Annotated in this window: 17 protein-coding genes; 10 read left to right on the forward strand and 7 right to left on the reverse strand. The window is 67.1% G+C overall.

All coding sequences use genetic code 11. From position 1 onward, the window contains the following. Positions 1-270: 270 nt before the first annotated feature. Positions 271-945: a S1 family peptidase gene (locus ACIHAX_RS31860; RefSeq protein WP_356963199.1), complete on the forward strand. Its 675-nt coding sequence runs from the start codon at positions 271-273 to the stop codon at positions 943-945. Positions 946-998: 53 nt separating this feature from the next. Here ACIHAX_RS31860 and ACIHAX_RS31865 read toward each other — a convergent pair whose 3' ends face one another. Continuing rightward, on the reverse strand, positions 999-2,444 hold the full coding sequence (locus ACIHAX_RS31865) for an MFS transporter (protein WP_355078856.1): 1,446 nt from the start codon (positions 2,442-2,444) through the stop codon (positions 999-1,001). Between the two features lie 41 nt (positions 2,445-2,485). Further along, entirely contained in the window at positions 2,486-3,109 is a 624-nt protein-coding gene (locus ACIHAX_RS31870) for a hypothetical protein (RefSeq protein WP_356963201.1), read from the reverse strand. Between the two features lie 186 nt (positions 3,110-3,295). Here ACIHAX_RS31870 and ACIHAX_RS31875 point away from each other — a divergent pair, with 186 nt between their 5' ends. The 8 genes from ACIHAX_RS31875 (at position 3,296) to ACIHAX_RS31910 (ending at position 12,189) form a co-directional block, all read left to right on the forward strand. After that, on the forward strand, positions 3,296-3,820 hold the full coding sequence (locus ACIHAX_RS31875) for a DUF6764 family protein (protein WP_355078854.1): 525 nt from the start codon (positions 3,296-3,298) through the stop codon (positions 3,818-3,820). A gap of 109 nt (positions 3,821-3,929) precedes the next feature. Next, positions 3,930-5,144 (forward strand): serine hydrolase domain-containing protein, encoded by a 1,215-nt coding sequence (locus tag ACIHAX_RS31880; RefSeq protein WP_355078973.1) that lies wholly within the window; start codon positions 3,930-3,932, stop codon positions 5,142-5,144. Between the two features lie 44 nt (positions 5,145-5,188). Continuing rightward, complete coding sequence (locus ACIHAX_RS31885; protein ID WP_397281348.1) at positions 5,189-6,562, forward strand: cytochrome P450; 1,374 nt, start codon at positions 5,189-5,191, stop codon at positions 6,560-6,562. A 308-nt stretch (positions 6,563-6,870) separates the two neighbouring features. Next, entirely contained in the window at positions 6,871-7,773 is a 903-nt protein-coding gene (locus ACIHAX_RS31890; RefSeq protein ID WP_379249588.1) for a L,D-transpeptidase, read from the forward strand. A 166-nt stretch (positions 7,774-7,939) separates the two neighbouring features. Beyond that, positions 7,940-8,869: a carbohydrate ABC transporter permease gene (locus tag ACIHAX_RS31895; RefSeq protein ID WP_397281351.1), complete on the forward strand. Its 930-nt coding sequence runs from the start codon at positions 7,940-7,942 to the stop codon at positions 8,867-8,869. A 71-nt stretch (positions 8,870-8,940) separates the two neighbouring features. Beyond that, positions 8,941-9,732, forward strand: a complete 792-nt coding sequence (locus ACIHAX_RS31900) for a carbohydrate ABC transporter permease (protein WP_364434517.1) — start codon at positions 8,941-8,943, stop codon at positions 9,730-9,732. A gap of 19 nt (positions 9,733-9,751) precedes the next feature. Further along, complete coding sequence (locus tag ACIHAX_RS31905; protein ID WP_397281353.1) at positions 9,752-11,080, forward strand: ABC transporter substrate-binding protein; 1,329 nt, start codon at positions 9,752-9,754, stop codon at positions 11,078-11,080. Between the two features lie 26 nt (positions 11,081-11,106). Next, positions 11,107-12,189: an ABC transporter ATP-binding protein gene (locus tag ACIHAX_RS31910; protein ID WP_355078850.1), complete on the forward strand. Its 1,083-nt coding sequence runs from the start codon at positions 11,107-11,109 to the stop codon at positions 12,187-12,189. Between the two features lie 49 nt (positions 12,190-12,238). On the opposite strand, the gene ACIHAX_RS31915 is transcribed toward ACIHAX_RS31910, so the two are convergent. From ACIHAX_RS31915 to ACIHAX_RS31925, 3 genes are all read right to left on the reverse strand, one after another. Further along, positions 12,239-14,257 carry a M13 family metallopeptidase gene (locus ACIHAX_RS31915; RefSeq protein WP_397281355.1) on the reverse strand — a complete coding sequence of 673 codons (2,019 nt, stop codon included), beginning with the start codon at positions 14,255-14,257 and terminating at the stop codon, positions 12,239-12,241. Positions 14,258-14,379: 122 nt separating this feature from the next. Continuing rightward, positions 14,380-14,754 carry a DUF397 domain-containing protein gene (locus ACIHAX_RS31920; RefSeq protein WP_355078848.1) on the reverse strand — a complete coding sequence of 125 codons (375 nt, stop codon included), beginning with the start codon at positions 14,752-14,754 and terminating at the stop codon, positions 14,380-14,382. A gap of 10 nt (positions 14,755-14,764) precedes the next feature. Beyond that, complete coding sequence (locus ACIHAX_RS31925) at positions 14,765-15,616, reverse strand: Scr1 family TA system antitoxin-like transcriptional regulator (RefSeq protein ID WP_397281357.1); 852 nt, start codon at positions 15,614-15,616, stop codon at positions 14,765-14,767. 134 nt (positions 15,617-15,750) lie between these two features. On the opposite strand from ACIHAX_RS31925, the gene ACIHAX_RS31930 reads away from it, so the two are divergent. Next, positions 15,751-16,275 (forward strand): hypothetical protein, encoded by a 525-nt coding sequence (locus ACIHAX_RS31930; protein ID WP_355078846.1) that lies wholly within the window; start codon positions 15,751-15,753, stop codon positions 16,273-16,275. Here ACIHAX_RS31930 and ACIHAX_RS31935 read toward each other — a convergent pair. Next, the gene (locus ACIHAX_RS31935) at positions 16,244-16,747 is read right to left on the reverse strand and encodes a DUF4190 domain-containing protein (RefSeq protein ID WP_355078845.1); all 504 of its coding nucleotides are present in this window, start codon (positions 16,745-16,747) and stop codon (positions 16,244-16,246) included. The genes ACIHAX_RS31930 and ACIHAX_RS31935 overlap by 32 nt on opposite strands. A gap of 113 nt (positions 16,748-16,860) precedes the next feature. After that, entirely contained in the window at positions 16,861-17,649 is a 789-nt protein-coding gene (locus ACIHAX_RS31940; RefSeq protein ID WP_355078967.1) for a pirin family protein, read from the reverse strand. Between the last annotated feature and the right edge of the window lie 215 nt (positions 17,650-17,864).

The following is a 17,864-nucleotide window of genomic DNA, read 5'->3' on the forward strand; positions in this document are numbered from 1 at the left end:
ATAATTCTCATCGAAAATCGGATTTGTTTCCGGAGACCAACGCGACGCCTCCTTACTATCATCGAGGCACGAACGGCCACGCGATTTTCACAATTGCGATAGCGAATCGCTATTGGGCTCGTAAGATACATTTGATCACAGTTGTATGAAATAGGATTGAAGCCCCGAGCAGTGGGGACAACCCCGTAGTGGTGACGCGCCCGAGACCGATTACTGACACGATGGGTGCGACAGATTGATATCGTGCGGGCTTCCGACGTCTGGAGGGACATGTTCAGCAAACTCGCCAAGGTGGCCAACGCCGCCTTCGCCGTCGCCCTGGGCGCGGCGCTGCTCGGCACGGGCGCAGGGGCCGCTAACGCCGACCCGGGCCCGCCGGTGTTGGGCGGTGGATCCGGCATCATCATCGACAACCAGTTCGAGTGCACGGTCACGACGGTCGGCCACGACAACGCGGGCCGTCTGGTCGGCCTGACCGCAGGTCACTGCGGCGACCCTGGCGCACAGGTCTACGCCGAATCCGATCGGGGCTCTGGCGTGATCGGCCGGTTCGCCTACTCCAACCACGATCTCGACTACGCCGTCATCCAGTTCGATCCGGGCAAGATCACCCCGGTGAACCGGGTCGGCAACGTCACTATCACCGGAGTCGGTGCGCCTGCCAGCTTCCCGCAGATCGTCTGCAAGGAAGGGCGCACGACCGGCAACACCTGTGGTCTCGCCTGGGGTGACGTCTTCCGGACGAACGTCGAGACCTGGAGCCAGATGTGCGTGGTCGAAGGCGACTCCGGTGCGCCGGTCGTCGTCGGTACGACGCTGGTCGGCATGGTGAACGCTTACCTGGCCATCGCCTGCTTCGGTCCTGAGGTCGGGACCAACATGAGCGCGATCATGGCCGACATCAACGGACGCGGCGGTGTCGGGGCGGGTTACATCCCGATCTGATCGCCGGCGAATCCCGACGAGCGGCCCGAACGCGAGCGACGCGTTCGGGCCGCTCATTTTTCGCTGGGCGCCACCGCCGGACCCGCGACCGCGCACTGCGGCATGCAGTCGACGCTGTCCAGCGTGGGTGCGTGCCGCTCGGGACGCAGCAATACGGCGGCGAGCACCGCGCCGGTCACCAACAGCCCGGCGCTCAGCCACATCGCGGTGGCGAAGCCCTGGTCGAAGGCGGCCGGATCACCCAGCGCGCCCGAAATGCCCGCGAGTCCGGGCAGCGCCGCCACCGCGAGCAGTTGCGCGGTGCGCGCCACGGCGTTGTTCACGCCCGAGGCGATGCCCGCCTCGCTCGCGGGCACCGCGCCGAGCACCGCACCGGTGAGCGGCGCGACCAGCGCGGCGAGCCCCAGCCCGAAGACGAGAACACCGGGCAGTACATCGGTGAGATAGGTGGTGTCGGGCCCGATGCGCTGCAACAGCACCAGGCCCGCCGCCGCCAGCAGCGGTCCCGTGGTCATCGGGATGCGCGGTCCGTGCCGCTGCGCCCAGCGCCCGGCGGGAGCCGACAGCGCCAGCATGATCAACGTGATCGGCACGGTCGCGACGCCGGACATCAGCGGCGAGTACCCCGCCACCAGTTGCAGTTCCAGCACCAACAGGAAGAACACGCCACCGAGGGCGGCGTAGACCGCGAGCGTCACAAGGTTCGCCGCGGTGAACACCCGCGAGCGGAACAGCGAGGGCGGCACCAGCGGGTGGTCGCTACGCAGTTCGATCACGACGAACGCCAGCAGCAGCGCGACGCCTGCCACGACGAGGACGGGCATCTTGTCGATCAGTCCGAGGGTCAGCGCACCGAGCGCCAGCGCCACCACCAATGCGCCGGGCACGTCGAGTTCGGGGGCGGCGTCGGGATCGTGGCTCTCTGGCACATGCCGCAACGCGACCAGCACGACCACGAGGGTCAGCGGAACGTTGAGGAAGAAGATGGAGCGCCAGCCCGCGATGTCGATGAGCCAGCCGCCGAGGAACGGGCCGAGCGCGCCCGCCACACCGCCGAAGCCGGACCACAGGCCGATCGCCGCGCCTTGATCTCGGCGATCGATGGACGAGGAGATCAGAGCCAGGCTGCCCGGTGTGAGCATCGCGCCCGCGACGCCCTGCAGGATCCGGGCCGCGACCAGCAACTCGATGGTCGTCGCGACGCCGCACAGCACCGAGGCGACCGCGAAAGCCACGGTGCCCCAGACGAACACCCGGCGACGGCCGAGCTTGTCGCCGAGCGACCCGCCGAGCAGGATGAACGACGCGAGGGTCAGGGTGTAGCCGTTCAACGTCCATTGCAGCCCGGCGACGTCCGTGTCCAGCGATTCCCCGATCCGCGGCAGCGCGATGTTGACGACCGTCGCGTCGAGCGAGGCGACCGACGATCCGAGGATGGTGGCCAGCAGGATCCAACGACCGGTGCCCGACCGCAGCCGCGGTAGCTCGGTGGTGCTCACCTACCCCAACCTAGTGGCAGGCAGGCGTTGGGAAGTCCGGGTCAGAGTTCCTGGACGCAGATGACGAAACGACGCTTGTCGTAGACGTATCCGGTGCCGCTGCCGCAGACGTTCACGTCATCGGCGCTGTCCACGCGCTTGACCACCTTCACGCCCTTCACCGGGGAGGAACCGGTGCAGTCGATGCGCTTGGGGTCGTCACCGCCGACGTCCATGCAGCCGCCGACCACCCAGTCGATGTCCAGGCACAGCGCGCCCTGCTCGATGCCGTTGACGGTCTCGGCGTAGTAGTTGTCGGCGTCGCTGCTGCACTGCGAGCTCTTCGCCGCCTTCGCAATCACCTTGTAGTTCGACTCGCGGCTGCCGCACGACGCCTTCTCGATGGTGGCGTTGGTGGTGGTGCCGCCGAGCTTCACGCAGTCGCCGATGCTCGCGTCGAAATCGGTGTTTCCGCTCGGCTTGCTCGGCGTCGGCTTGCTGGTGCTCGGCGTCGGCCTGCCCGAGGACGGCTTCGGCGTGTTGGTCACCGACACCGCGTCGATCGTCCCGTCCACGGCAGGCTGGGCGGTACCGCTGATCGTGGAAGTGCAGCCGACCAGCGACAATCCGGCCGCGACGGCCAATCCGGCGAAAGCGAGACGACCCCAGGTCAGTTGACGAGACACGTACAGTCCTCCCGAGCTGTAACGCCGGCGAACTCACGCCCCCGTGATCCGAAGTTGCCATGCTGCGCTTGAAATACCACGCCATGAATACACCATCGACCGAGCGCACGTCGAGCCGGAGCCGGAAACGAACCGCCGCCAAGAGCTCTGGGTATGGTGGGTTTTCTGGTGCGAGAGGAGTCCCCGGTGAAGCTGATCAGCGCAATCGCGTGTTCCACCGCCGCGATCGGAGGCTCCCTCTTCGTTCCGGGTATGGCTGCCGCCACCGATGTGCACTGCCGATCCGAGCACGGAACCGATGTCACCCTCATCGATGGGGAGACGGCCTGCCGCGCGGCGACCGATAGCTACGGCCAGGCCCGTGCCACCGGGATCGACGGTGTGGGCTACGCCAACGCGACCTCGGGCGCGACGGCCATCGGGATCGGCGCTGCGGGAGGCGTCGGTGCGAGCGAGGGCGCGGGCGGGGTCCCCGTCGCGCTCGGTCTCGGCCCGGACGCCGTCGCCATGACCTCGACCACGGAACCGGGCATGCGGACGTTCGCGATCTCGATCGCGTTGGAAGGGTCGCGAGCGGGGGTGGAGACCGCCGAACAAACGGTCGTCTGTCTGGGCGCGGCGGCCTTCGCGTGGAATGCCGACAGCGGCGACGCGTGCCTCGCCACGCCTTTTGGGCTCTGGCGCACCCATGGAACGGGTTACCCTGGTTGACCAGCCCAGCTAACGGCGGTCAGGAGGTGACCCCATGGTTTCGGCAATGGCGGCGGACGACTTCGAACCCGCCGATTCGGCCAGCGGAAAGCTGGCGGCACCGCATGAAATGCTGGTCGATCCGCGTTTCATCCGGCTGGCAGATCAGTTCTTCGGCCTGTTCGCTCAGCCTGCGCGCGGTGGCGGGGCGCTCGCGGTCTACCTCGACGGCAAGCCGGTGGTCGATATCTGGGCAGGCTGGGCGGACAAGGAGCGGCGCTGGAACGGCGATACCGTCGCGCTGACCTTCTCCACGGGTAAGGGCGTGGCCTCGACGGTCGTCCACCGCCTGGCCGAACGGGGTCTGATCGACTACGACATTCCGATGGCCGAGTACTGGCCGGAGTTCGCCGCGCACGGTAAAGACGACATCACCGTCCGTGACGTGCTCTGCCACCGCGCCGGCTTGCACCGGGTGCGCGGCCTGGTTCCCGGCCGCGAAGGCATCCTGCACTACGACGCCGTGGTCCGCGCCCTGGCCGAGAGTCCGGCGGACCCCCGGCGCATCCGTACCTCTGGCTATCACGCGATCACCTTCGGCTGGCTGGTCGCCGAACTCGTGCAACGGGCGACGGGCACACCGTTCACCGAGGTGTTGCGCACCGAGATCGCCGAGCCGCTCGGCATGGACGAGTACTGGTTCCGCGTCCCGGAATCCGAACGGCACCGGATCGCCAAGATCTACCGCCACCTCGGACCGCCGGGAATCCGCTGGAACACCGCCTCCTCCGTACTGTCCTGGGTGCGGCCGGTGCGCGGCCTGGCCGAGGCGGGCATGCCGGAAAGCTTCGACGAACTGGTCCACGACCCCCGGGTGCACGACGCGGTGATGCCGGGCTGGAATGGCGTGTTCTCCGCGCGCGCACTGGCGCGTATGTACGGCGCGTTGGCCAACGGCGGCGTGGTCTACGCAGCCAATGCGGACCGGAAGCCGCCCGGGGTCGGCGCCGAGCAGACCGTGCGGTTCCTGGATCCGCGGACGATCGAGACGATCGGGCAGGTGCAGCCCACCCAGAGCCGGGACTACGTACTCGGTGTGCCGATTCATTTCACACTCGGTTACCACCGCCCGGTACTGATGTCCAAGCAGCAGCCGAGGCACGCGTTCGGCCATTACGGCGTCGGCGGGTCCGGCGCGTACGCCGATCCGGATCTCCGCATGTCGATCGCGTTCGTCACCAACGGGCTCGGCAGCATGGTGACCGCGCTCGGCGACGCCAGGCTGGCGCGGCTGGCGGCGACGGCGCAGGGCACGGTGCGCAAGCACAAGCAGGCCGCGGGCTAGCTTCGAACCGCTCCGGTCGCGGCCTCGTGTTTCTCGGTATGGACGTGAGCACACCACGAACCGAGGCGGGTGCCTGCCGGGCGGGACCGCGTGCGCCGCGCGCGACCGTGCTGCACGCCCTGGCCGCGGGCAGCGATTTCGATCGGTACTTCCGCTGGCGCAGGGCGCGGGAAGGCGACCCGTTCTACGTTCGATTTCCCGGCTTCGGCGCGGTGCTGTTCACCGGGACGGCCGCCGGCGCCCGCGAGTTGTTCCGCTCGCCGGTGATGTTCTCCGAGCCGCCGCGTCCGAATCCGATCGAACCGATGGTCGGCGCCGCGTCGCTGATCCTGGCTTCGGGCGAGCGCCATCGCCGCGACCGCGCCCTGCTCACCCCCGCCTTTCACAGTGCCCGGATACGGGAGTACGGCGCGTTGATCCAGGAAGCCACCGTACGGGAGCTGGCCGGAGAGAGCGGTCAGAAGTGGGCGGCGGGTACGCGTATCGATGCGCGGGCGGCGGCGCGAGCCCTCACGCTCCGGGTGATCACGACGGTGGTGTTCGGTGCACGCGACCCGCGGCGGCAAGCGGAGTACACCACCGCGGTGGCGGACTTCATCACCGCGTTCTCCGGGCCGTTGCTGCTGTTGCCCACGCTGCGCCGCGGACTGCACGGGCACGGGCCGTGGGACCGGTTCCGCGCCGCACGGGAGCGACTGGATCGGTTGATCCGAGCCGACATCGCACACCGGCGTCAGCATCCCGCCACACCATCCGCCGACGTACTCGACATGTTGCTGTCCGCTTATCCCGACGACGCCGACGACGAGTTGTGCGAGCAGATACGGACCATGCTGGTTGCCGGGCACGAGACCACCGCGACCTCCCTGGTCTGGGCACTGTTCCGGCTGCACCGCGCACCCGAGGCACTGGCCCGCCTGCGGCGCGAGCTCGACGACGCCGGTCGGGAGGCCGGTCCGGCGGAGCTGGCCGCACTGCCCTACCTCGATGCCGTCTGCCAGGAGACCCTGCGGCTGCACCCGCCGGTACCGATCGTCCTGCGCCGGCTGACCGAACCGTTCGCGCTGCGCGGCGTCACGCTCGCACCGGGCGAGACGATGGGGATAGCGGTGCCATTGCTGCACTCCGATCCCGAGGTGTGGACCGACCCGGGGCGCTTCGACCCGTCCCGCTTCGTCGACCGCCGCTACCGGCCGTTCGAGTTCGCGCCGTTCGGCGGCGGCCATCGGCGCTGCATCGGCGCGACCCTCGCGGACTACGAGTTGCGGATCGCGCTGGCCACCATCCTGGCGCGGGTAAGCCTGTGGCTCGCCCCGCGGTATGCGCGCGGAAGCGTCCCGCTCTCGGTGCCGCACAATATCGCGACCGGTCCGCGTCGCCCGATTTTGTTCGACGTGGTCAGTGAGCTTCGTCACTAATAAGTTTGCTGTGAACCGTCTTTCGCGAATCGAGCGACCGCGCTCCGAGGTTGTCCGATCCGTCGTGACCGGCACATTTGCCCGCTTCGATACCCAATCAGAGCGTTTGTGACCTATGCCACAACAAGCACTGGTGCTGCATCAATCTGAAACGCGGGTGGATACGACGCGCGTCCGGACGGTAGGAATGGACGACGGGTCGGGCCGTCGATACCAGTGGGGCGCTCTTCTGGCTCCGCGCTGAAATGAAGAAATCTCGCTACGCGCGCGTTCGCGTGCGCGCGAGAGATGGAATGGACGAGAAACCTATGCATGCCGCTTTGCACACCGGGTCGTCGCCTGCTCCCCGCAAGGGAGCGCGGCTAGCCCGCCGGATGCGCGAGGGCGTCCTGCTGTCGGCCGCGATCGCGGCAGCCGGTGTTCTGCTCGTCGCGCCCGCTCAGGCCGAACCGCTTCCTCCGGGGATCGGCACCGGCTCGGCCGCCGCCGCCACCGAGCCCGAGCCGCAGGCGAACTTCGCTCCGCCCTCGATCAACATCGCCGACGGCGAGGTCGTCGGCGTCGCGCAGCCGATCATCATCACCTTCAAGGAACCGGTGGCCGATCACGCCGCCGCCGAGAAGGCCATCAAGATCACCGCCTCGAAGTCAGCGCCGGGACACTTCTACTGGCGCGGCGACAAGCAGGTGCGCTGGCGGCCGGACGAGTTCTGGCCGGACAACACCGACGTGCAGGTGCAGGCGGGCGGCACCACCAGCTCGTTCCGCATCGGCGACGCCTTCGTGACCACCGCCGACGACGAGACGCACACCATCACCATCACCCGCAACGGCGAGGTGGTGAAGGAGATGCCCACCTCGATGGGCAAGCCCAAGCACGAGACGCCGAACGGCACCTACATCGTCGGCGAGCAGCTGCGCAAGATGACCATGGACTCGTCGACCTACGGCGTTCCGGTCACCGACCCCGAGGGCTACAAGCTCGAGGTCGAGTACGCGACCCGCATCTCCAACAGCGGCATCTTCGTGCACGCCGCGCCGTGGTCGGTCGCCCAGCAGGGCGTCTCCAACGCCAGCCACGGCTGCCTGAACGTCAGCACCGAGGACGCCAAGTGGTTCTTCGAGAACGCGCGCCGCGGCGACCCGGTGATCGTGCAGAACACCCAGGGCGGCACGCTCAGCGCAAGTGACGGCCTGGGGGACTGGAACTAAGTTGCGGTAACCCCGCAGCGGCGCGAAGCCGAACATTACGATCAATTGCTCGAAGTAGCCGATCGTAGTGTTCGGCTTTTGCTCTACTTGGCCCGTGCGCGAGAAGTTCAGCGCGACGGCGGGCGATCGTAACCGGCTGTTTGCTCCGGTCCGTAGAGTCACCGCCGTGCGTACCAGGCCGGAGCGAGTACTGCCGCAGCCGCCGGGACGCGGTCTGCGCCACCGTCCTTGGCGGGACTACGCCCTATTCCTGGTCTTGGTGCTGCCGAATCTCGCGCTCCTGGCGCTGTTCGTCTACCGGCCGCTGATCGACAACATCCGGCTGTCGCTGTTCGATTGGAACATCTCCGATCCGATCGCCACATTCGTCGGTTTCGACAACTACCGCGAATGGTGGAGCAGGCCGGATTCCTGGGACATCGTCACCAACACCGTCGTGTTCACCCTCGCGGCGGTGGCGGGCAGCATGGTGCTCGGACTGGCGCTGGCGCTGCTGCTGGATCGGAAGCTGTTCGGCCGCAACGTGGTCCGCTCGGCGATCTTCGCGCCGTTCGTCATCTCCGGCGCCGCCATCGGCGTAGCTTTCCAGTTCATCTTCGATCCGAGCTTCGGCCTGATCCAGGACGCACTGCATCGGCTCGGCATGCACGACGTGCCGGACTTCTACCAGAATCCGCGGTGGGCGCTGTTCATGGTGACGGTGACCTACATCTGGAAGAACCTCGGCTATACCTTCGTCATCTATCTGGCGGCGCTGCAAGGCATCCGGACCGATCTGATGGAAGCCGCGCAGATCGACGGCGCGAGCTCCTGGACGACGTTCACCAAGGTCTTGCTGCCGCAGTTGCGGCCGACCACCTTCTTCCTGTCCATCACGGTGCTGCTGAATTCGTTGCAGGTCTTCGACATCATCAACGTGATGACCCGCGGCGGCCCGCTCGGCACCGGCACGACGACCATGGTCTACCAGGTCTACCAGGAGTCCTTTCGCAATTTCCGGGCCGGCTACGGCGCGACCGTGGCCACCGTCATGTTCCTGGTGCTGCTCGTGGTGACGCTGGTTCAGGTGCGGGTCATGGATCGGGGACAGCAGTGAAAGACGTGGGCGTGCAGACGCTTTCCTATCGGCGCAGGCAGCGGGCGGTGACTCTACTCGGCTACGCGGCGATGGCATGCGTGCTGATCATCGTCGGCGTCCCGCTGTTCTGGATCTTCATCACCTCGTTCAAGGCGAGGCCCGACATCTACGTGCAGCCCGCCGTGTACTGGCCGCACAGCTGGCACCCGGAGAACTACCGGGAGGCCACCACGACGCTGCCGTTCTGGACCTTCCTGCGCAATTCGCTGATCATCACCGGCGTCGTCTCCGCGGTGAAGTTCGTGCTCGGCGTATTCAGCGCGTACGGCTTGGTGTTCCTGCGTTTTCCGGGCAAGACGGTGGTATTCCTGGTGATCATCGCGGCGCTGATGGTGCCCAACCAGATCACGGTGATCTCCAACTACGCGCTGATCGCTCAGCTCGGCTGGCGGAACACTTTCCAGGGCATCATCGTTCCGCTCTGCGGCGTCGCCTTCGGCACCTTCCTCATGCGCAATCACTTCCTCTCGCTGCCCTCGGAAGTGATCGAGGCGGCGCGGATGGACGGCGCGAACTGGTGGCGGTTGCTCACCAGGGTGGTGCTGCCGATGTCCGGGCCGACCATGGTCGCCTTCGCGGTCGTGACGCTGGTCAACGAATGGAATGAATACCTCTGGCCCTTCCTGATGGCCGACGACACGACGGTCGCCACCTTGCCGGTCGGCCTGACCTTGTTGCAGAACACCGAGAACCCGAGCGTCACCAATTGGGGACCGGTCATGGCGGGAACTCTGCTGACCATGCTGCCGATCCTCGTGGTCTTCCTGGTGCTGCAACGCCACATGATCAAAGGCCTCACCTCCGGTGCGGTCAAGGGTTAACCGATCAAGGAGAAACCACGTGTCCACTGCACAGTTCCCGGCGCTGACCCGGCGCGGATTCCTCGGACTGACCGGCGCGCTCACGGCGGGAGCGGCGCTGACCGCGTGCGCGGGCACCGGAGGCGGCGGCAAACAGTCCGGCGACGCCAAGACGCTCACCTTCTGGTCCAACCACCCGGGCACTTCGAAGGAGCTCGAGACCGAACTCATCCGTCGCTTCCACGAGAAGTACCCCGACCTGACGGTGAACCTGGTCGACGCGGGCAAGAACTACGAAGAGGTGTCGCAGAAGTTCAACGCGGCGCTGTCGGGCGGGGATCTGCCGGACATCGTGGTGCTCTCCGACGTCTGGTGGTTCAACTACGCGCTGAACGGCACCATCGAACCGCTCGACGGCCACTTCGCCGACGCGGGCGTGCGGCTGGACGACTACGTCGACTCCCTGGTCGCCGACTACCAGTTCAACGGCAAGCACTACGCACTGCCCTACGCCCGCTCGACCCCGCTGTTCTACTACAACAAGGACGTATGGAACCGGGCCGGCCTGCCCGACCGCGGCCCGCAGAGCTGGCAGGAGTTCGACGAGTGGGGCCCGAAGCTGCAGGAGGTCGTCGGCGAGGGCAAGCTCGCGCACGGCTGGGGTGACGCCAAGAACTATCTCGCCTGGACCTTCCAGGGCCCGAACTGGACCTTCGGCGGCGCGTACTCGGACAAGTGGACGCTGAAGTTCAACGACCCCGGCACCATCGCGGCGGGCACGTTCCTGCGCAACATGATCAACGCCAAGAGGTACGCGGGCATCAAGCCGCAGATCGCGGTGGACTTCGGCACCGGCGTGATCGCCTCCACCATCGCCTCGACCGGCGACCTGCGCGGCATCCAGAAGAACGCCGAGGGCAAGCTGACTTTCGGCACCGCCTTCCTCCCGCATCCGAACGGACCCGGCGTCACCACCGGCGGTGCGGGCCTGGCGATTCCGGCGCGCATCTCCGACGAGCGAAAGGTGAACGCGCTGAAGTTCATCGAGTTCGTCACCAACGCGCAGAACACCGCGTACTTCTCGCAGGGCACGGGCTACATGCCGGTGCGCAAGTCGGCCGTGAACGACCAGAGCGAGCAGGACTTCCTCGCGAAGAACCCCAACTCGAAAGTCGCGATCGATCAGCTGCCCTTGACCAAGTCGCAGGACTACGCCCGGGTGTTCGTACCGGGCGGCGACCAGATCATCGGCACCGGCTTGGAGCAGATCGGTCTGCAGAACGCCGACGTGGCCGCCACGTTCGCGAACGTCACCAGTCAGCTGCAAGCGATCATCGATCGGCAGATCACGCCGAAGCTGCCGAAGTAGCGCTCGTCCCGAGGAGACCGACAAGCATGGCCACCGTGCAGTTCGAAGGCGTCACGCACCGGTATCCCGGCGCGCAGACGCCTGCCGTCGACCAGCTCGAACTCGACATCGCCGACGGTGAGTTCGTCGTGCTCGTCGGTCCGTCGGGATGCGGCAAGTCGACCAGTCTGCGCATGCTCGCGGGCCTGGAATCCGTTGCCCAAGGGCGCATCCTGATCGGCGGCAAGGACGTCACCGGATTGCCGCCGCGGGCACGGGACGTGGCGATGGTGTTCCAGAGCTACGCGCTGTATCCCAATATGACCGTTGCGCAGAACATGGGCTTCGCCCTGCGCAACGCGGGCGTGAACAAGGCCGACACGCTGGTGCGCGTCCGCGAGGCGGCGAAGATGCTCGAGCTCGAGCACCTGCTCGACCGCAAGCCCGCCCGGCTGTCCGGCGGGCAGCGGCAGCGCGTCGCCATGGGGCGGGCCATCGTTCGGCGTCCCCAGGTCTTCTGCATGGACGAGCCTCTGTCGAACCTGGACGCGAAACTGCGGGTGAGCACGCGCTCGCAGATCGCGGCCTTGCAGAAACGCCTCGGCACCACCACGGTGTACGTCACCCACGACCAAGTAGAGGCGATGACCATGGGTGATCGGGTGGCGGTGCTGCGCGAAGGCAAGTTGCAGCAGATCGCCGCGCCGCGCGTGCTCTACGACGATCCGGTGAATACCTTCGTGGCGGGATTCATCGGCTCACCGGGCATGAACCTGCTGGAAGCGCCGGTGCGCGACGGCGCGGCGGTGCTCGGCGACCTACGAATACCGCTGCCGCCCGCCGCGAGATCTCGCGCCCGGGTGGTAGTCGGGGTACGGCCCGAGTCCTGGGAGGTCACCGCGGAGCCCGCCGACGGCCTGGCGGTGGACGCCGAACTGCTGGAAGAACTCGGCGCGGAGTCGTTCGTCTACAGCCACGGCATCGCCGAGGACTGGAACAGCCGCTCCGGGAAGGTCGTCGCGCGCGTCGACCGCCGCTTCCAGGTGCGGCTCGGTGACCGGTTGTATCTTCGGCCCAGACCGGAGGACGTCTTCTTCTTCGACGCGGGGACGGAGGACCGCCTGCGCTGACCACTCGCGCGGCCGAGACGGTCCAGTCGGACCGCCTCGGCTCGAGGAACTACCAGATTTTCACGCGCTCAGAGGGTTCCAGGTACAGCGCGTCGCCGGGTTTGACATCGAACGCCTCATGGAAGCTGTCGATATTGCGCACCACCGCATTGCAGCGGAACTCCGCCGGCGAGTGCGGGTCGGTGGCGAGGCGGCGGATCGCCTCCTCCATCCGTGCTTTCGTGCGCCACACCTGCGCCCACCCGTAGAACACCCGTTGCAGGCCGGTGAGCCCGTCGATCTCCGGCGCCGCGGCATCGCCCAGCGAGATCTTGTACGCCTGCAGCGCGATGGACAGACCGCCGAGGTCGCCGATGTTCTCGCCGATGGTGAACTGCCCGTTCACCGTGTGCTCGTCCGGCAGGTCCTTGGGGGAGAGCACGTCGTACTGCTCGATCAGCGCTCGCGTCCGCTCACCGAATTCGGCCCGGTCCTCGTCGGTCCACCAATCCACCATGTTGCCGTCGCCGTCGTACTTCGCGCCTTGGTCGTCGAAGCCGTGCCCGATCTCGTGACCGATCACCGCGCCGATGCCGCCGTAGTTGGCCGCGTCGTCGGCATTCATGTCGAAGAACGGCGGCTGGAGGATGGCGGCCGGGAAGACGATCTCGTTCATGCCCGGGTTGTAGTAGGCGTTCACCGTCTGCGGGGTCATGAACCATTCGTCGCGGTCGACCGGACCGCCGAGCTTGTTCAGATCCCGATCGTGTTCGGCCGCGTAGCCCCTGCGGTAGTTGCCGACCAGATCGGCCGGATCGATCACCACGCCCGAGTAGTCCCGCCACTTGTCCGGATAGCCGATCTTCGGGGTGAACTTCTCCAGCTTCGCCAGCGCGGCGATCCGGGTGCCCTGGCCCATCCACTCCAGCTCGGCGATATTGCGGCGGTAGGCCTCCTGCAGATTGGCCACCAGCTCGACCATGCGGGCCTTGGCCTGCGGCGGGAAATGTTCGGCCACATAGATCTTGCCGACCGCCTCGCCGAGCAGGTCTTGCACCAGCCCGACGCCGCGCTTCCAGCGCTCCCGGTTCTCCTCCGCGCCGGTGAGCGTGCGGCCGTAGAAGTCGAAGTTCTCCTCGACCACCGCGTCGGTCAAATACGGCGCCCGCGCGCGGAGCACCCGCCAAGCCGCCCACGCCTGCCAGTCGGCGAGCGGCTCGTCGGCCCACAGCCGCGCGAACGCGCGCAGGTAGTCCGGCTGGCGGACCACCACCTCGGCGAACAGCTCGGCTCCTGCCGTGTCGACGCCCTCGGCCAGCGCGGCCGTCCACGCGGACCAGTCGAACTCGGGGTTGTCCGCGGCCAGCGCGTCGAAGGTGGTCAGGTTGTACCTGAGTTCGGCGTCCCTGCGGCGCACCACATCCCAGTGCCCGGCCGCCAGTTTCCGCTCCAGCTCGAAGACCCGTGCGCCGACGGTGTCGAGTTCTTCCGGGAGCAGTCCGGCGACCTGCGGGTCGGCGGCGGCCAGGGCGAACATGCGGTCGATGTGCGCGATGTACTTCGCGCGGATCTCGGCGAACTCGTCCTGCCGGTAGTACGACTCGTCGGGCAGGCCGATGCCGGACTGGGTGGCGTGCGCCAGATAGCGGTTGGAGTCCTTGTCGTCGGTGTCGACGAAAACGGCGACGGCGCCCCCGACGCCGGTGCGCTGCAACCGGCCGAGCAGCGAAGCGAAAGTACCCTTGTCGCCGACCTCCGCGATCGCGGCGAGTTCGGCGGCGATCGGCGCGAGCCCGGCGGCGGCCACCGCGTCGGTGTCCATGAAGCTGGAGTAGAGGTCACCGATCTTGCGGGTCTCGCTGCCCGGTTCGGCGTCGCTCGCCGCGGCATTCTGGATGATTGCCTGCACGTCCAGCTCCGCCTGGTCGTACAGCGCGCGGAAGGCGCCGTCCACGGCCCGGTCGGCGGGGATCTGGTGGTCTGCCAGCCATTTGCCGTTGACGTGCGCGAACAAGTCGTCCTGCACCCGCACGTCCTCGTCGAGGTAGGACAGATCGATACCGGAAGGACGGGTCAGTTCGGAAGTCACGGTGTCCAGTATGCCGACAAGCGCGTGCGTCGGCCGTGCGCGACGACCTCGAACCGTCTTTCCTGGTCTGTTCGCCCACGTCGATGTGGGGAACGCGCGGAGCGTGCGAGTCCTATGGGAAGTCAGGCGGGCAAGACGACACGATCGAATTCGCCGTCGTGCGCGCCCAGCAGGAAGGCGTCCCACTCCTCCGGTGTGTAGGTGAGCGTGACTTCGCCATGGCGCAGTGTGGTGTGGCCGTCGGCGGCGGGGTGCGCGCTCAATTCGCCATCCGATCGCCCGCGGATGCGTACCGCGTCGAGGAACGCGGTCCATTCGGCTGCGGTGACGGTGATGACGGGCTCTTCGGCATGGCGGTTTGCCGGGTCGCGGCGATATTTGCTGTCACGGATGAGCACCGCATCACCATCGAACCGGACCTCGACGCATTGGTTGCCATTGTTCGATCTGGTCGATGTGAACCAGCCGGTGCGTACCGGCCGTGCGGTGATGGCCATGGGCAGGATTTTACACGCGGGAATAGCGCCTGATCAGGGCCAATGACTCCACTCTCGACAAGGATTGGTCCACCGCGCGCAGGTAGGCGAAGCGTAGATCGCGGACCAGATCCGGGTCCTCGACGGCCCCGCCGAACACCGCGCTCTCCACCCAGCCGAAGGTCGGCAGCTGCTCGCCCGCGAAGTCGATGAGGTGGAAACTGGATCCGCCGAGCACCGCGCCGGCGGTGGCCGCGAACGGGATCACGCGCACCTCGACGGTGTCGAGTTCCTCGATCAGGTCGGCCAGATAGTCCAACTGCCCGCGCAGCACGTCCGGACCTCCGGTCTGCTGTAGCAGCGTGCCCTCGCCGAAGACGGCGGTGAGTTCCACCGGGTCCGCGCCGCGCAGCCGCTCTTGGCGCCGCATCCGGATCGCCACCAGCTGCTCGACCTGGACCGGCCGGATCATCACGTCGGCGCTGATCAGCGCGCGAGCGTAGTCCTCGGTCTGCAATAGACCCGGCACGACGAGGCTGTCGTAGCTGCGGATACTCTGCGCGCCGGATTCCATGCCGTACAGCCGTTGCAGCTCGGGTCCGATCAATGCCGAGGACTTCGCCCACCAGCCACGCTGCTTGCTGGCCTCCAGCAGGGCCAGCAATTCCACGCGCTCCTCGGCTTCCACGTCGAGCAGTTCGAGCACCGGACCGATGGTCTTGGTGGTCAGTACCCGCCTGCCCTTCTCCACGTGCGACCAGTTGGCCGGGGTGAAGCCCACCTGTCTGGCGAAACCCGCGGAGTCGAACCCGCGCTGTTCCCGCAGTTCACGCAGCCGCAGCACCAGCTCCCAGCGGGCAACGGTAGACGAGACGGGTGCCATGTGTCGGGATGCTACGCCGACTCGGACGCGCGGGGCGGTGACTATTGTCAAGCATCTTGCCCGCGACTAGGGTCGAGACAGCGATCGATTCTTCCGAGCACGCGTCCCACCACTGCGAGGCGAGGTTGTTCGTCATGGGTACATCGCGCATCGAATCGGGCAGGCATCTCGCGTCCACGGATTTCCCGTCGATCCAGGACGCGTTCGCTCGCTGCCGTCGCTATCGCGGCGACCACGGGCTGTACGGACTCGTGGACCCGATCCTTGGTCGCATCATGCTGGAAGTCGGCTCGGTCGGAGCGGTCGTAATGCCTGCGGAGTTCGGCCGCCGGGTGCTCGAGCGGCTCGCCGCCGGTCCCGAACCTCGGCCCGGCCCGGTCATCGCGCATCCACGCGCGTGCCGCTGGACCTTCCTGACCGGCCCCACCGACAACTCGTATCTGGACACCGGGCTGTTCGCCGACCTCTTCCGGATCTGCGCGTCGATCGCACTGCCGGGCAGCCACATCGTTCTGCCGTCGCCCGCCGACGAGCACGGCGGCTACCGAACCTGGGTCGTGGCGCCGGACGGCGACTTTCGCCGCGACTTCGCCGAGGTGATCGCCACGACCCGGGCGTGCGCCTCGGCTACCGGGGCGTCGGCGCGGATGGCGGAGTGAGGGTGACGCTGTACTTGTCCTGCAGCTTCTGATTCCACTCGCGCTCGCACTGCTCGATCTTGGACTGATCGTTGTTCGCTTTGTTCACGCAGTCCACGAAGTCCTTGCCGCCCGAGTTGATGAAGAAGTTGTAACCCACGACGGTGAGCAGCACTGCGCCGACGATGCCGAGCGCGCCGAGGACGATGCCGGTGATCGCCATGCCCATACCCCCCGCGGTGCCCGCGCGGGCCTTGAACACCGCGACGATGCCCAGGATGACCGCGAAGATGCCGCAGAGATAGCCGCCGATGATCGTCCAGAAGAACAGCAATGCGAGGATGCCGAGCACCAGCGCGGTGATCGCCAGGCCGCGGCCCTTCGGCGATTCCTGCCAGTAGTCGGGGCGGCCCGGATACTGGCCGCCCGGCGGCTGTGGGTATTGCCCCGGCGGCGGGTACTGACCGGGCGGCGGGGGCGGATATTGCGACATGGACTTCCTCTCCGTCGGTGCCTCGCGATGCTCGGTCCGGACGAGGTGGTCCGGGGTGCGCGGCGGTCGCCTACTGATCGCGCTTCCCGAGGACGGATGTTAATGCGAACCGGCTACTGGGCGCCGAGCCGCGCGTGCATCTCCCAGATCAGAACTTCCGACGGCTGCCGCGCCACCACGCGTTGGCCACCTGACCTGGTCAAACGCACCGCGTCCCCCTTATACAACGGGCCGACCCCCTCCATGTCCACCTCCCCGCGCGCTACGAACAAGTGCAGGTACGGCGCATCGGGTAGGTCGATCACTTGCTCGGCGCCCGGCTCCGCGCTCGTCATGCGCGCCACGTGCAGCGCCGAATGGCTGCTGTTGATGGCGATCGCGGTGCGATCGCGGTAGCGGGGCAGGCCCGAGGCGACCGTGACCAGACCGCCTCCCGCGAGTTCGTCGTCGATTTCGAGCTGCTCGTAGCCCGGGGTCAGCCCGGGCTCGTCGGGCACCACCCACATCTGCACGAAGTGCACCGGCTGCTCGTGTTCGGGAATGCGGCCGTCCAGACGCCACGAGTCGTTCTTCTCCGAATGCAGGATGCCGGTGCCCGCGCTCATGCGCTGGGCCAGGCCCGGGTAGATGACACCGCTGTGGCCGAGGGAATCCTGATGCACCAGGCTGCCACCGAGCACCCAGGTGACGATCTCCATGTCCCGATGCGGGTGGGTGTCGAATCCCTGCCCGGGGGACACGATGTCCTCGTTGTTGACCAGCAGCAAGCCGTGGTGGGTGTTGTCGGGATCGTAATGTTCCCCGAAGGAGAACGAATGCTTCGAATCCAGCCAGGAGACCCGCGTCTTCATGCGGTCGCCGCCACGGTGGACATCGATGTGTGGTGTCGTGAGTGTGGACATCATGGTCCTCCTCTCGGGACCGTGCACCGATCGCCATTCAGGGTAGGAGCACTTCCGCCGCGGTACTCCGCATTCCTAGTAAATTGTGCCGCACTCGGCATTTTACGCGAGCGACCGGAAGGTGAACGGCAGGCGAGCAGAACCAACCGGTACGTCGAAACGTCGGGCCACCTCGTCGGATATCCCGGCCCGGCCCCGATTGCCAAGCGTCACAA

This window comes from Nocardia sp. NPDC051929 (assembly GCF_044548645.1).
Lineage (GTDB): Bacteria > Actinomycetota > Actinomycetes > Mycobacteriales > Mycobacteriaceae > Nocardia > Nocardia sichangensis.

Coding starts and splice junctions, on each gene's coding strand:
- ACIHAX_RS31940 (WP_355078967.1), bottom strand. CDS start 17,649: ATGTCCACACTCACGACACCACACATCGATGTCCACCGTGGCGGCGAC.
- ACIHAX_RS31935 (WP_355078845.1), bottom strand. CDS start 16,747: ATGTCGCAATATCCGCCCCCGCCGCCCGGTCAGTACCCGCCGCCGGGG.
- ACIHAX_RS31930 (WP_355078846.1), top strand. CDS start 15,751: ATGGGTACATCGCGCATCGAATCGGGCAGGCATCTCGCGTCCACGGAT.
- ACIHAX_RS31860 (WP_356963199.1), top strand. CDS start 271: ATGTTCAGCAAACTCGCCAAGGTGGCCAACGCCGCCTTCGCCGTCGCC.
- ACIHAX_RS31920 (WP_355078848.1), bottom strand. CDS start 14,754: ATGGCCATCACCGCACGGCCGGTACGCACCGGCTGGTTCACATCGACC.
- ACIHAX_RS31925 (WP_397281357.1), bottom strand. CDS start 15,616: ATGGCACCCGTCTCGTCTACCGTTGCCCGCTGGGAGCTGGTGCTGCGG.
- ACIHAX_RS31880 (WP_355078973.1), top strand. CDS start 3,930: ATGCTGGTCGATCCGCGTTTCATCCGGCTGGCAGATCAGTTCTTCGGC.
- ACIHAX_RS31890 (WP_379249588.1), top strand. CDS start 6,871: ATGCATGCCGCTTTGCACACCGGGTCGTCGCCTGCTCCCCGCAAGGGA.
- ACIHAX_RS31910 (WP_355078850.1), top strand. CDS start 11,107: ATGGCCACCGTGCAGTTCGAAGGCGTCACGCACCGGTATCCCGGCGCG.
- ACIHAX_RS31900 (WP_364434517.1), top strand. CDS start 8,941: ATGGCATGCGTGCTGATCATCGTCGGCGTCCCGCTGTTCTGGATCTTC.